Below are 13,996 nucleotides of genomic sequence, written 5' to 3' on the forward strand. Positions count from 1 at the left end.
GGCCGCGACGAAGCCGGGCGTCAGCCTCGCGGCGCCTCGGGCTTCAGGTCGAACAGGCTCGTGGCCGTCAACTCCAGGACCTCCTTGCCGTCCTGGTTCAACAGATGCCAGCGCCACCGCAGCACGCCCAGTTCGGGCCGGCTGCGCGAAGTCCGCACTTCCAGCACCTCGGCGCGCAGTCGCAATTCGTCTCCCGACATGACCGGATGGGGCCAGCGGACCTCCTCCACGCCCGGCGACGCGAACGACTCGGAGTCGTGCAGCACGGCCCTGACCGCCAGCTCCATCGCGATGCCGCAGGTCTGCCATCCGCTGGCGATCAGCGCCCCGAACCGGCCCTTGCCCGCCGCCTTGCCGTCCACATGGAACCACTGCGGATCGTAGCTGCGCGCGAACGCCAGCATCTCCGTTTCCTCGATCCGCCGGGGGCCGGCTTCGATGATCATGCCGGGCTGGAAATCGGCAAACTTCATTGGGTCGTTCTCCTGGTCGTGGACGCGCCGAAACGCGGCGGCCGCTTTTCGCTCAATGCCGCGAGCCCCTCGCGCGCGTCGGCCCCCGCGAATCCCATGATCTCCATCGCCAGGGAATGCTCGAAGGCCGGCCAGGCGGCGCGCAGCCAGTGATTCAGGCTGCGCTTGGTCCAGGCCAGCGCGGTAGGGCTGCCAGCGGCGAGTTGCGCGGCGATGCCCCGCGCCGTGGACAGCAGCTCGGCATCGTCCACGCACAGGCTGACCAGCCCGATGCGTTCGGCCGCTTCGCCGTCCAGGGGCGCGCAGGTCAGCAGATGGTACTTGGCCTTGGCCATGCCGCAAAGCAGCGGCCAGATGATGGCCGCGTGATCGCCCGCCGCCACGCCCAGCTTGGTGTGGCCGTCGATCAGCTTGGCTCTTCTGGCTGCGACGGACACGTCGGCCAGCAGGGCCAGCACCGCGCCGGCCCCCACCGCCGCGCCGTTGATGGCGGACACCACGGGCAGGTCGCAGTCGATCATGCCCTGGACGATGTCGCGCGCCTCGCGCATGACGCGCAGCCGGTCGCTCTCGTGTTCCAGCATGCCCTGCACCAGTTCCATGTGTCCGCCGGCGCAGAACCCCTTGCCCTCGCTGCGTACCAGGACACAGCGCACGCCCGGTTCGCGCGCCAGGCGCGGCCAGACGGCGGCGAGTTCGGCGTGGCCGTCGGCGCCCAGCGCCGGCATGCCGCCCGCCGGCCCCAGCACGAGTTCGGCCACGCCGTCGTCGGCGAGGTCGATGCGGAAATCCTGGGTTTCTACGGCTAGGGAACGAGGCATCGCGGCTCTCCTTGGAGACGGTGGGATCGTGGACATGCAAGAACGGCGGTCCGGCGGACCGCCGTGCGCGGAAGCTGGCGGCCCTGCCGGACTATTGCCGGATCCAGGCCGCGGGCCGTTTGGCCAGGAAGGCGGCGAAGCCCTCGCGCGCCTCGTCCGTGCCCCGCACCCGGCTGATCGTGCGAGCCGTCAGCTCGCGCACCTCGGGGGTGACGGGACCGACCTCCAGCCGTCCGAACAAGGCCTTGATCTCGGCCAGCGCATGCGGACCATTGGCCAGCAGTTCGGCCACGATTGCCTGCACCGCGGCATCCAGGCCGGCGGCGTCGACCACCTGCTGCACCATGCCCATGTGCAGCGCCGTCTGCGCGTCGATGCGCGCGGCGGTCAGCGCCAGGCGCAGGGCATGGCGCTTGCCCACCGCATTGACGAGGTAGGGACTGATAACCGCGGGCAGGATGCCGAAGCGCGCCTCGCTGGCGGCGAAACGGGCATCGCTGCTGGCCACCGCCATGTCGCACGCGCAGGCCAGCCCCACGCCGCCGCCCAGCGCCACGCCATGGACGCGGGCGATCGTCGGCTTGGGACAGGAGGCGATGGCATCGAGCATGGCGGCGAAGCGCCGCGCGTCCTCCAGGTTCCATTCCTCGCTGGCCTGGCTGGCGCGCTGCATCCACTGCAGGTCCGCGCCCGCGCTGAACGCCTTGCCTTCCCCGGAAAGCACGATCGCGCGCGTGGACGGGTCGCCACCCAGCTCGGCGAAGGCCTGCGCCAGTTCTTCGATCATCCGTTCGTCGAAGGCGTTGAAGACTTCGGGCCGCGCCATGCGCACGTCGACCACGCCCGATTCGTTCCTGGCTATCTGCAATGTTTCCATGTCGGATTCCATGGTGTCTTACCCCTTGATCGTCTCTTGATCCAGGGTACCGCGTCGCGGCTGGGGGCTCGCCATACCGGGCGCGCGAAGCGCGCGGGGGGTGGGCTTCCCTTTAGTAGGTTTCGAGATGCAGGCGGCCTTCGCGCTTGAGCGAACCCGAGATGGCCTCCCAGTTCAGCCCGGCCTGCAAGGCCACGTCGCGCAATGCGAGGACGACGCCCTCTTCCATGCTCTTGAGTCCACAGACATAGAAATGCGTATTGGCATCCTGCAGCAGCCCCGCCAGGTCGGCGGCGCGCTCGCGCATCAGATCCTGGACATAGCGCTTGGGCGCGCCCGGCGCGCGAGAGAACGCCAGGTTGATGTCGATGAAATCCTTGGGCAGGCTCATCAGGGGACCGAAATAAGGCAGTTCTTCCTTGGTGCGGGCGCCGAAGAACAGCATCAGCTTGCCGCTCTCGAACCGCCCCTTTCCGCGCAGGCGGCGGCGCCACTCGGTCATGGCCCGCATGGGCGCGCTGCCGGTCCCGGTACAGATCATCACGATGTGCGAACGCGGATGGTTGGGCATCAGGAACGACGCGCCGAAGGGGCCGATGACCTGGACCTTGTCCCCCACCTTCAGGTCGCACACGTAATTCGAACAGAGGCCCTGCACCGGATTGCCTTGATGATCGGCCGTCACGCGCTTGACCGTCAGGGAAATGTTGTTGTAGCCGGGCCGCTCGCCGTTGCGGGGACTGGCGATGGAGTACTGGCGCGCGTGGTGCGCCTTGCCCTGGCCGTCGGTCCCCGGCGGCACGATGCCGATGGACTGCCCTTCCAGCACCGGAAACGGCAGCGAGCCGAAATCCAGCACGATGTGATGGGTCTCGTTCTGCGTGCCGGGCTCGTTGACGCGCACGTTGCCGACCACGGTGGCCGTGATCGGATTGCGCGGGCCATAAAGGTTCGTATAGGCATGGGCGGCCGACCACGGAGGCGTGGTGGCGCCATAGGCGCCCGAATTGAACGCCTCGTCGGCGCCAGGCGCAACGGGAAGCGGCGCCGCTTCCTGGACGGCCTCTTCCTCGATCGCTTCCGCGCCCGCCGCCGCCAGTTGATCGGGGGTAAGTTCGCCGGGCAGCTCGTCCCACGTGAACTGGTCCTCGATGCTGTAGGCGGCGGATTTCGGAACGGAACGCCAGTTGTCGATCGCCCCCGTGGGGCACGGCGGCACACAGGCCATGCAACTGTTGCACACGTCGGCCCGCACGACGTAGTTGTTGTCGTCGTGCGTGATGGCCCCGACGGGACACGTCGCTTCGCACGTGTTGCAGCGTATGCAGATTTCCGGGTCGATCAGGTGCTGCTTGATGACGACCGTCTGGACTGGCGTATCCATGATGGAGGCTTGCTCAGTTGAACCGGATGTACTCGAAATCCACCGGCTGGCGATTGATGCCCATGACCGGAGGCGCGATCCAGTTGGCGAACTTGCCCGGCTCGACCACGCGCCCCATCAACGAGGCGACGAAGGCGCGGTCTTCCGGCGTGGCCAGCCACTGGTCCTTCTTGGCGTCCCACTCGGCCTGCGACACGACCTGGCCCTCGGGCGAGACGCGCACGCCGGACAACGAACCGATCTGGCGGTTGAACGCCTTGTGCGGCACGGTCAGCCGCACGGGGATGCCGGCCTTCTCGATCACCTTGTTCCAGCGCGCCACGCCCGCCATCGAATCCTTGATGTAGTCGTCGCGCAGGACTTCGTTCAGGCCGTTCAGCATGGGGACGTCCTTCTCGACCAGCTTGCCGTCGCGCACTTCCAGCACCTTGTAGCTCTCGTTGCGCAGCTTGTGGTCGTCGGTGCGCTTGCCCTCCTCGTAGCGCCCCTTCAGGCCGGAGCTGTAGAAGGCCGCGGCGTTGGAAGACTCGTCGGCGCCGAACAGGTCGATCGTGACACTGTAGTGGAAATTCAGGTAGCGCTGGATGGTGCCGAAATCGATCACGCCGGCCGCGCGGATGCGGGCGGGGTCGTCGGTCTTGAGCTGGTTCATCACCTCGCAGGTGCGCTGGATCACGCGCGAGACGCCCGACTCGCCCACGAACATGTGGTGCGCTTCCTCGGTCAGCATGAACTTGGTCGTGCGGGCCAGCGGATCGAAGCCCGATTCGGCCAGCGCGCTCAACTGGAACTTGCCGTCGCGGTCGGTGAAATACGTGAACATGAAGAAGGACAGCCAGTCCGGGGTGCGCTCGTTGAAGGCCCCCAGTATGCGGGGGTTGTCCTGGTCGCCCGAGCGGCGATCCAGCAGCGCCTCGGCTTCCTCGCGGCCGTCGCGGCCGAAATAGCGGTGCAGCAGGTAGACCATGGCCCACAGGTGGCGGCCTTCCTCGACGTTGACCTGGAACAGGTTGCGCAGGTCGTACATGGACGGGGCGGTCAGCCCCAGGTGGCGCTGCTGCTCCACCGACGCCGGCTCGGTATCCCCCTGCGTGACGATGATGCGGCGCAGGTTGGCGCGGTGCTCGCCCGGAACGTCCTGCCACGCGGCCTCGCCCATGTGATCGCCGAAATGGATCTTGCGGTCCTTCTCGGCCGGGTTCAGGAAGATGCCCCAGCGGTAGTCGGGCATCTTCACGTGGCCGAACTGGGCCCAGCCCTGCGGATCGACGCTGATGGCGGTGCGCAGGTAGACGTCGTAGTTCGTGCTTCCTTCCGGACCCACGTCGCCCCACCAGCTCAGGAAGTTCGGCTGCCATTGTTCCAGCGCGCGTTGCAGCGTGCGGTCCTCCGACAGATTGACGTTGTTGGGAATCTTCTCGCTGTAGTTGATGCTGGACATGTCTCGACTCCGTTGGTCCGGACTGCGGGATGGTTACACTCGATTCAGATCGAAGGCCGCTTTCTCGCCCTTGCCGTACACCTTCAGGGCGCCCTTTTCCCCCACCGCGTTCGGACGGTTGAAGATCCAGTTCTGCCACGCGCTCAAACGGCCGAAAATCCGGGTTTCCATGGTTTCCTGGCTGGCGAAGCGCAGGTTGGCCTCCAGCCCGGTCAGGGCATCCGGCGACATGGCGGCGCGCTCCTCGATGGCGATGCGGATCTCGTCGGCCCAGTCGATGTCGTCCGGCGCCGCCGTCACCAGGCCCAGCGCGTAGGCCGCGTCCGCGTCCAGCGCCTGGCCGGCCCGGGCGCGCGCGGCGGCGAGCGGCTCGGCCTCTTCGTAGAACCGGCGGGCCAGGCGCGACTGGCCGTTGACCATCGGGTAGGTGCCGAAATTCAGTTCCGACAGCGTCAGCCGCGGCGCGCGGCCGGGTTCGTCGGGCAGCGCCAGCATGTAGGCGCGGTCGGCGGCGAAGGCCAGTTCGGCCAGCGTGCCGGCAAAGCATGAACCGGGTTCGATCAGCGCGAACAGCGAGCGGGACGAAACGTCCAGCCGAGCCAGCGTACGCCGCAGCAGGCCCGTGACCTCGCGCACGAACCAGTTCCCGGCATGCCGCTGGAGCGTGGCGTCGCAGGCCAGCACCCGGTCGGCATCGCCCTGGGTCTTGAGCAGCCAGGTGCCGATGTCCAGTTCGTTGGTGCGCATGTGCAGGATGGCGTCATCCAGTTCGCGCGCCATCGCCATCGGCCACCAATCCGCGCCGGCCGCCACGATGCCGTCCACGTCCACGTCCTCGGGCTGCGCGGCATCCGGCGCCTTCACGGTGAACACGGCGCTGCGGTTGGCGCGGTCGATGCGCACGTCCACGTAGCGATAGCCCAGCGCATCGGCCTCCTCGGTGCGCTCGATGCGGGCCAGGGGCACGCCGCGGGCGCCCGCAGGGCGATCGCTGGACTCGGCCAGCCGTTGCGCGCGCTCCTGTACCACCTGGGCGAACTGCGAAGGCTTGGGCGCGCAATCGACCAGCCGCCATTCCACCGCGCGCTGGCCCCGCACGCCTTCGCTGGTCGTGCAGAAAATGTCCGCCAGGTCATGGCGCACGTGGCGCTTGTCGGTGACGCGGGTCAGGCCGCCCGTACCGGGCAGCACGCCCAGCAGCGGCACCTCGGGCAGCGACACCGACGAGGACTTGTCGTCGATCAGCACCAGGTCGTCGCAGGCCAGCGCCAGTTCATAACCGCCGCCGGCGCAGGCGCCGTTGATGGCGGCCAGGAACTTCAACCCGGAATGGCGGCTGGAGTCCTCGATGCCGTTGCGGGTCTCGTTGGTGAACTTGCAGAAATTCACCTTCCAGGCGTGGCTCGACAGGCCCAGCATGAAGATGTTGGCGCCCGAACAGAAAATCCGGTCCTTCATGCTGGTAACCACCACCGTGCGCACTTCGGGATGCTCGAAACGGATACGGTTCAGGGCGTCATGCAGCTCGATGTCCACGCCCAGGTCGTAGGAATTGAGCTTGAGCCGATACCCCGGCCGCAACCCGCCATCCTCGGCGATATCCAGGCCCAGCGTCGCCACCGGCCCCTCGAAACTCAGCTTCCAATGCCGGTACTGGGACGGATCCGTGCGGTAGTCCACCTTCCCGGCAGCCTGATCGGCCTGAACGACGTTGCTCATGACATCTCCTCGACGTTTATGCATCTTAGTGCATCAACCAGCTGATGAATGAAAGATAGTTCATGAACCCAAGCGCGTCAAGCCTCCGCCAACTAGGATCAACCCTGACGATTCAGAAAACCGAACCTCCCAAACCCAGACAACCGCCCCAGACCCAGGAAACCGCGGATCCGGCTCCGCCGGTCCGCCGGTTTCGCCCCTACGGGGCCCGGCGCCGGGCCGCCCCAAGGCGGGCCCCGGCCCCCTCGGGGGGCTTGCCGCATAGCGGCTGGGGGCTCACCATGCCGGGCGCGCGTCAGCGCGTAGGGGGGCCCTACTACATACTCCAGTCCACCATGCCCGCCGCATTGCGCACCAGCGAACGCAGGCCGGCAAAAGCCTCTTCAAGCGAATGGCCGCTGGTGTTGTAGCGGGCGTCGGCCTTGGCATAGAACGCCGCCCGCCCCGCCAGGATGCGCTTGAGGTCGTCCATGGCCTCGCGGCTGCCCGACATCGGGCGGAAATCGCCCTGGGCGACGACCCGGCGCATGTGGTCCTCGGGGTCGGCCTGCAGCCAGACCGTATAGCAGTGCGACAGCAGCAGATTGAAGGTCGAGACGTCCGACACCAGGCCGCCCGGCGTGGCGATCACGACCTCGGGATGGATCTGCACGGTCTCCTCCAGCGCCCGCCGCTCGTAGCGGCGATAGGCGTTGGCGCCGTACAGCGAATGGATCTCGACGATGCTGCAGCCGGCCACTTTCTCGATTTCCCGGCTCAGCTCGATGAAGGTGTAGCCCAGGTCCTCGGCCAGCATCCGCCCCAGCGTGGACTTGCCCGCCCCCCGCAGGCCGACCAGGGCGATGCGGGACAGGCGGGAATGATTGTCCCCGCGCGAGCCGAACATTTCCGTCAAGGTATTGCGGGCGCGATGCAGGTCCGCCTCGGAGCGGCCTTCCAGCAACTCGCGGATCAACAGCCATTCCGGACTGGTGGTGGTGACATCGCCCAGGATTTCGGCCAGCGAGCACTGCAAGGCCTGGGAAACCTGCAGCAGGATCAGGATGGAGGCGTTGCCCGTGCCCAGTTCCAGGTTGGCGAGATGCCTCTCGGAAATCCCGGCGGCCGAGGCCGTGGCCTTGCGGGTCAGGCCTCGCCTGGCCCGCAGCGTCCGTATTCGTTCTCCCAGCGTCACCAGAAAAGGCTCCTTGGCCGGCGCGTCGTTGGCCGCGGCCTGCCCCGCTTCGGAAACTGCCTCTTCTTTCATCGGACCTCACCCGCAAGATGATGCGCACCCCTGGGATTTACCCGCAGGATGCAGATTCTTTTTGACACGACCCAAGCATGCCGCGTATTGTCTCGACACATGGACATGCACGATACTTCATGATCAAGAATGTGGCGACATGAAGTTCAGTATGCCTGAGGAGACGAGTTCATGCGTGATTCATTTGAATCCCTGGTAAAGACGATAACCCAGTCCATTGCCGGCCGCCCCGTGGACGCCGCGCTCGAGGCCTACCTCAATCGCCAGCACGGCCCCGGTTCGGACTGGTTCCGCGACATGACCCGCGCCTGTGAAGCCGGCGTGGACGAGGGCTGGCTGTGCAACCGGGAGGCCGGCGGCGTGCGCTACGGCCGCGTGGTCAAGCCCGGGCCCGGCTCCGCCGGCTTCTCGGTGGACGTGGTCGACATGACCGACCTGGCCGGCCCCCACCACGTCCATCCCAACGGCGAAATAGACATGGTCATGCCCCAGACGGCCGGCGCCCGCTTCGACGGCACGCCGGCGGGCTGGAAGGTCTATCCGCCCGGCAGCGCCCACCGCCCCACCGTCGCGGGCGGCCGCGCGCTGGTCCTGTATCTGCTGCCCGACGGCGCCATCGAATTCACCCGATCATGAGCGAACTTCTTCCCAACCACCTGGCGGGCCGCTGGCAGACCGGCGGCGGCCCCGGCACGCCGCTCTTCGATCCGGTGCTGGGCACCGAGCTGGTCCGCGTCTCGAACGCCGGACTGGACCTGGAAGCAGCCTACGCCTACGCCCGCGACGAAGGCGGCGCCGCGCTGCGCGCCCTGACCTATGCGCAGCGCGCGGGCCTGCTGTCCGGCATCGTGGACGTGCTCAAGGCCAACCGGGATCGCTACTTCGACATCGCGCTGGCCAACTCCGGCACCACGAGGCAGGACTCCGCCGTCGACATCGACGGCGCCATCTTCACGCTGGGCCAATACGCCCGCTGGGGCGCGTCGCTGGGGGGCACGCACTGGTTGCCGGATGGCGAGACCGTTCCCCTGGCCAAGGACGGCGCGTTCCGCAGCCGCCACGTGCAGGTGCCGACGCGCGGCCTCGCCCTGTTCATCAATGCCTTCAATTTCCCCGCGTGGGGCCTGTGGGAGAAAGCCGCGCCGGCGCTGCTCTCGGGAGTACCCGTCGTTGCCAAGCCGGCCACCGCCACCGCGTGGCTGACGCAGGCGATGGTCGCCGACGTGATCGCCGCGGGCATTCTGCCAGCCGGCGCCTTGTCCGTCGTCTGCGGCAGCGCGCAAGGGCTGCTGTCGCCCCTGCAGCCGTTCGACGTGGTGTCGTTCACCGGCTCGGCCGAGACCGCCTCGGCGATACGCTCGCACGACGCCATCGTGCGCCGCTCGGTGCGAGTCAACATCGAGGCCGACAGCCTGAACAGCGCCCTGCTGCTGCCCGACGCGCAGCCCGGTTCCGAGGCCTTCGACCTGCTGGTACGCGAAGTGGTTCGTGAAATGACGGTCAAGTCGGGGCAGAAATGCACGGCCATCCGGCGCGTCTTCGTGCCCGCGTCCTGTTACGCGGCCGCGGGCGAGGCCATCGCCGCGAAACTGTCGCGCATCACCGTGGGCAATCCGCGCAACGAAGCGGTCCGCATGGGCGCGCTGGCCAGCCGCCAGCAATGGGAGAACGTGCGGGCGGGCACCGCGGCCCTGCGCCGGCACACGGACGTCCTGCACGACGGGTCGGCGGCCCCGCTGGTGGATGCCGACCCGGCCGTGGCCGCCTGTGTCGGCCCGACGCTGCTGGGAGCCGGCCGCCGCGAGGCCGCCTGCATCGTGCACGACACCGAGGTGTTCGGTCCGGTCGCCACGCTGCTGCCTTATGACGGATGGTCCGACGCGCTGGCCCAGATACGCCTGGGGCAGGGATCGCTGGTGGCCTCTATATACACGGCCGATGCCGCGCAGGCCGCCGATGCGGCGCTGGCGCTGGCCGACAGCCATGGACGCGTGCACGTCGTGACTCCCGAGGTGGCAGCCGTCCACACCGGCCACGGCAACGTCATGCCCATGTCGCTGCACGGGGGCCCTGGCCGGGCCGGCGGCGGCGAAGAACTGGGCGGCTTGCGGGCCCTCGGCTTCTACCACCGCCGCGCCGCCGTCCAGGCCGCCGCCGCCGTGACGGACCTTCTGGACGGCACCGCGCCGGAGGGCGTCCCAGGACATTGACACGAGAGCCCGCCGGCGCAGGCCCGACCAGAGGCCGCCGGCGATTTCGCGCCTTATTGCATGAACGAGGAGACCATCATGCCTGCCGATTGCTCCGCCCCACCGCCGGAATTCAATTTCGCCGGCCACCTGCTGGCGATCAATGCCGAGCGCGCCGCCAAGACCGCCTACATCGACGATCGCGGCCGGCTGACATACGGCGAACTGGACGAAAAAGTGCGCCGCGCGGCCGGCGCCTTGCTTGGCCTGGGCATCCGGCCCGAGGACCGCGTCCTGCTGCTGATGAACGACTGCACGGACTGGCCCGTCACCTTCCTGGGCGCGCTCTATGCCGGCATCGTGCCGGTGGCGGTCAACACGCTGCTCACTCCGGCCGACTACGCCTACATGCTGGAACACAGCCGCGCCCGCGCCGCGCTGGTCTCCCGCGCCCTGCTGCCCAAGCTTTCCGCGGCGCTGGGCGCGTGCCGGCACGGCGTGCGCCATGTCGTCGTCTCGCGCGATGGCTCAGACGGCGAAGCGGGCGGCACGCTGGACTTCGACGACCTGCTGGCCGGGCACGAGCCGCTCGCGGCGCCCGCCCCCACGCTTGCCGACGAACCCGCGTTCTGGCTGTATTCGTCCGGATCCACCGGCAAGCCCAAGGGCACGGTGCACACTCACGGCAACCCCTACTGGACGGCAGAGCTCTACGCCAAGCCCGTGCTGGGCATGCGCGAAGACGATACCGTGTTCTCGGCCGCCAAGCTGTTCTTCGCGTACGGCCTGGGCAATGCCTTGACCTTTCCTCTCAGCGTGGGCGCCTCGGTGGTCCTGATGGCCGAGCGCCCCACCCCCGAAGCCTGTTTCGAGCGCCTCACCCGCCTGCGGCCCACCATCTTCTGCGGCGCGCCCACCGGCTATGCCGGCATGCTCGCCAGTCCCGCGCTGCCGCCGCGCGACCAGGTCGCCCTGCGCCTGTGCTCGTCTGCCGGCGAAGCCCTGCCCCAGGACATCGGCGAACGCTTCACCTCGCATTTCGGCTGCGAGATCATCGACGGCATCGGCTCGACCGAAATGCTGCACATCTTCATTTCCAACCGCGTGGGCGACGTGCGCTACGGCACCACGGGCAAGCCGGTCGACGGCTACGAGGTCGAGCTGCGGGGCGAGGACGGCAAGCCGGTGGCGGTCGGCGAGATCGGCGACCTCTACATACGCGGTCCGAGCTCGGCGCTGATGTACTGGAACAATCGCGACAAGAGCCGCGAGACCTTCCTGGGCGCCTGGACCAGGAGCGGCGACAAGTACAGCTGCGATGCCGACGGCTACTACACCTACGCGGGCCGCAGCGACGACATGCTCAAGGTCAGCGGCCAGTACGTCTCGCCCTTCGAGGTCGAGGCCACGCTGGTGCAGCATCCGGCCGTGCTGGAGGCCGCCGTCATCGGCGTGGCCGACGCCGAAGGCCTGACCAAGACCAAGGCCTACGTGGTGCTCAAGCCCGGTCAGCAGGCGAGCGATGCGCTGGCCGCCGACCTGAAGGCGTTCGTGAAGTCGCGGCTGGCGCCGCACAAGTATCCCCGCCAGATCGAATTCGTCGGCGACCTGCCCAAGACCGCCACCGGCAAGATCCAGCGCTTCCGCCTGCGCGAGCAGGAGGCCGCGTCGCAGGGAGTCCACGCATGAACTCGCGCGCCCCGTTGAACGCCGCCGTCTCGGGCATCGCCGAGGATCTGCCCGTACGGTTCGCCGACGTCTCCTGGGACGGCATGCGGCACGACATCGAGTACGTGCTCATCGCCCCCCAGCGGACCCGGCAGCCCCTGCTCGTGTTCCTGCACGAAGGACTCGGATCGGTCACGATGTGGAAGGACTTTCCCTATGCGCTGTGCGAGGCCGCCGGCTGCCGGGGATTGGTCCTATCGCGCTGGGGCTACGGCCGCTCCAGCCCGCGTCCCGCGCACGAAAAATGGCCGGTCGATTTCATGCACCGCCAGGCGCGCGGCTTCCTGCCGGCCTTCTTCGAAGCCGTCGGCCACGACACCCGGGCCGATCCGCCCTGGCTGTACGGGCACAGCGACGGCGGATCGATCGCGCTGCTGCACGCGGCGGCCTGGCCGGACCGCGTGGGCGGATTGATCGTGGCCGCGCCCCACCTGTTCGTCGAACCCGTCACGCTGGCCAGCATCCAGCAGGCACGCGACGGCTACGTCACGACGGACCTGCGCAGCAAGCTCGCGCGCTACCACGCCGACCCGGACTCGGCCTTCTGGGGCTGGAACGACGTCTGGCTGAACCCGGAATTCAAGCACTGGAACATCCAGGCGCTGCTGTCCGCCATACGCTGTCCCGTACTGGCGGTGCAGGGCCATGACGACGAATACGGCTCCATGGCCCAGATAGACGGCATCGCCCAGGAGGTTCCCCATGCCGAACTGCTCAAGCTGGACGACTGCGGCCACTCGCCGCACCGCGACCAGCCCGCCCGATTGATCGAAGCAAGCGTGGCGTTCATGCGGCGCCACCGCACGTAGCACCCTGTCCGGCTTGCCGGACGCCGCAACGATGCGCATCCGCATGGCGCATCGGCCTTTTCCACCAAGAACAGGGCAGCCGACCACGCAGTATGGCCGCCCACCAGGAGACTCGCGATGAACGCTTCCAAACGCAAATTCACCGTCCTCGCCGCCGCCATGATGGCTGCCTCGTGCCTGGCGGTGCCTGCCGGCGCCCAGGCGCCCGGCAAGGTCAAGGTCGGCCTCATGCTGCCCTACACCGGCACCTATTCCGCCCTGGGTACCGCCATCGAGAACGGCTTCCGGCTGTACGTGCAGGAACAGGGCGGCAAGCTGGCCGGGCGCGAGATCGAGTACTTCAAGGTGGACGACGAATCCGATCCGGCCAAGGGCTCTGACAACGCCAACAAGCTGGTCAAGCGCGACCAGGTCGACGTGCTGGTGGGCACCGTCCACTCCGGCGTCGCGATGGCCATGGCCAAGGTCGCCAAGGACAACAAGACGCTGCTCATCATCCCGAACGCCGGCGCCGACGACGTCACCGGCCCGCTGTGCGCGCCCAACATCTTCCGCTCGTCGTTCAGCAACTGGCAGCCGGCCTACGCCATGGGCCTGGTCGCCGCCACCCAGCTCAAGCACAAGACCGCCGTCACGCTCAGCTGGAAATACGCGGCCGGCGACGAATCCACCAACGGTTTCAAGGAGGGGTTCGAGTCCAAGGGGGGCAAGGTCATCAAGCAATTGAACCTGCCCTTCCCCAACGTGGAATTCCAGGCGCTGCTGACCGAGATCGCCGCGCTCAAGCCCGACGCGGTCTATGTGTTCTTCGCGGGCGGCGGCGCGGTCAAGTTCGTCAAGGACTACGCCGCGGCGGGTCTGAAGGACAAGATCCCCCTGTACGGTGCCGGCTTCCTGACCGACGGCACGCTGGAGGCCCAGGGCGCGGCGGCCGACGGCCTGCTGACCACGCTGCACTACGCCGACGGCCTGACCCTGCCCAAGGACAAGGCCTTCCGCACCGACTACGCCAAGACCTACAAGCTGCAGCCGGACGTCTACGCCGTGCAGGGCTATGACGCCGCCCAGTTGCTGGATGCCGGGCTGAAGGCCGCGGGCGGCGACATCAGCAAGCGCGACGCCGTCGTCAAGGGCATGGAACAGGCCAAGATCGACAGCCCGCGCGGCCCGTTCACGATGTCCAAGGCCCACAACCCCATCCAGGACATCTACCTGCGCAAGGTCGAGAACAAGACCAACCAGCTGGTGGGCGTGGCGGTGAAAGCGCTGGCCGATCCGGCGCGGGGCTGCAGGATGTAACCCAAGGGGA

Annotated in this window: 12 protein-coding genes; 5 read left to right on the top strand and 7 right to left on the bottom strand. The window is 68.0% G+C overall.

The genetic code is table 11. The annotated features are described in order from the left end of the window. Window positions 1-20 precede the first annotated feature (20 nt). The 7 genes from R4823_RS17945 to R4823_RS17975 all read right to left on the bottom strand — a co-directional run bounded on the left by R4823_RS17945 (window position 21) and on the right by R4823_RS17975 (window position 7,961). The gene (locus tag R4823_RS17945) at window positions 21-473 is read right to left on the bottom strand and encodes a MaoC family dehydratase (RefSeq protein WP_132980063.1); all 453 of its coding nucleotides are present in this window, start codon (window positions 471-473) and stop codon (window positions 21-23) included. After that, entirely contained in the window at window positions 470-1,294 is an 825-nt protein-coding gene (locus R4823_RS17950) for an enoyl-CoA hydratase/isomerase family protein (RefSeq protein ID WP_087841387.1), read from the bottom strand. The genes R4823_RS17945 and R4823_RS17950 overlap by 4 nt, the downstream gene beginning before the upstream one ends. 91 nt (window positions 1,295-1,385) lie before the next feature. Beyond that, complete coding sequence (locus tag R4823_RS17955; protein ID WP_132980062.1) at window positions 1,386-2,171, bottom strand: enoyl-CoA hydratase-related protein; 786 nt, start codon at window positions 2,169-2,171, stop codon at window positions 1,386-1,388. Between the two features lie 112 nt (window positions 2,172-2,283). Next, the gene (gene boxA / locus R4823_RS17960; protein ID WP_132980061.1) at window positions 2,284-3,555 is read right to left on the bottom strand and encodes a benzoyl-CoA 2,3-epoxidase subunit BoxA; all 1,272 of its coding nucleotides are present in this window, start codon (window positions 3,553-3,555) and stop codon (window positions 2,284-2,286) included. Window positions 3,556-3,568: 13 nt separating this feature from the next. Continuing rightward, window positions 3,569-4,996 (bottom strand): benzoyl-CoA 2,3-epoxidase subunit BoxB, encoded by a 1,428-nt coding sequence (boxB, locus tag R4823_RS17965; protein ID WP_087841390.1) that lies wholly within the window; start codon window positions 4,994-4,996, stop codon window positions 3,569-3,571. Window positions 4,997-5,029: 33 nt separating this feature from the next. Next, window positions 5,030-6,715, bottom strand: a complete 1,686-nt coding sequence (gene boxC, locus R4823_RS17970) for a 2,3-epoxybenzoyl-CoA dihydrolase (RefSeq protein ID WP_338615664.1) — start codon at window positions 6,713-6,715, stop codon at window positions 5,030-5,032. Between the two features lie 316 nt (window positions 6,716-7,031). After that, window positions 7,032-7,961, bottom strand: coding sequence for a helix-turn-helix transcriptional regulator (locus R4823_RS17975; protein WP_087841392.1), 930 nt, complete (start codon window positions 7,959-7,961; stop codon window positions 7,032-7,034). 171 nt (window positions 7,962-8,132) lie between these two features. On the opposite strand from R4823_RS17975, the gene R4823_RS17980 reads away from it, so the two are divergent. The 5 genes from R4823_RS17980 (at window position 8,133) to R4823_RS18000 (ending at window position 13,986) form a co-directional block, all read left to right on the top strand. Then, window positions 8,133-8,597 carry a DUF4863 family protein gene (locus R4823_RS17980; RefSeq protein ID WP_087841393.1) on the top strand — a complete coding sequence of 155 codons (465 nt, stop codon included), beginning with the start codon at window positions 8,133-8,135 and terminating at the stop codon, window positions 8,595-8,597. After that, window positions 8,594-10,171, top strand: a complete 1,578-nt coding sequence (locus R4823_RS17985; protein ID WP_132980059.1) for a 3,4-dehydroadipyl-CoA semialdehyde dehydrogenase — start codon at window positions 8,594-8,596, stop codon at window positions 10,169-10,171. The genes R4823_RS17980 and R4823_RS17985 overlap by 4 nt, the downstream gene beginning before the upstream one ends. Before the next feature lie 78 nt (window positions 10,172-10,249). Beyond that, window positions 10,250-11,839, top strand: coding sequence for a benzoate-CoA ligase family protein (locus R4823_RS17990; RefSeq protein ID WP_243724579.1), 1,590 nt, complete (start codon window positions 10,250-10,252; stop codon window positions 11,837-11,839). Window positions 11,840-11,922: 83 nt separating this feature from the next. Further along, complete coding sequence (locus R4823_RS17995) at window positions 11,923-12,687, top strand: alpha/beta hydrolase (protein ID WP_338619194.1); 765 nt, start codon at window positions 11,923-11,925, stop codon at window positions 12,685-12,687. 159 nt (window positions 12,688-12,846) lie between these two features. Beyond that, window positions 12,847-13,986 (top strand): ABC transporter substrate-binding protein, encoded by a 1,140-nt coding sequence (locus R4823_RS18000; protein WP_243724593.1) that lies wholly within the window; start codon window positions 12,847-12,849, stop codon window positions 13,984-13,986. Window positions 13,987-13,996 lie beyond the last annotated feature (10 nt).

The sequence above is a fragment of the Pigmentiphaga sp. CHJ604 genome, assembly GCF_036972535.1.
In the GTDB taxonomy this organism is placed as follows: domain Bacteria; phylum Pseudomonadota; class Gammaproteobacteria; order Burkholderiales; family Burkholderiaceae_B; genus Pigmentiphaga; species Pigmentiphaga daeguensis.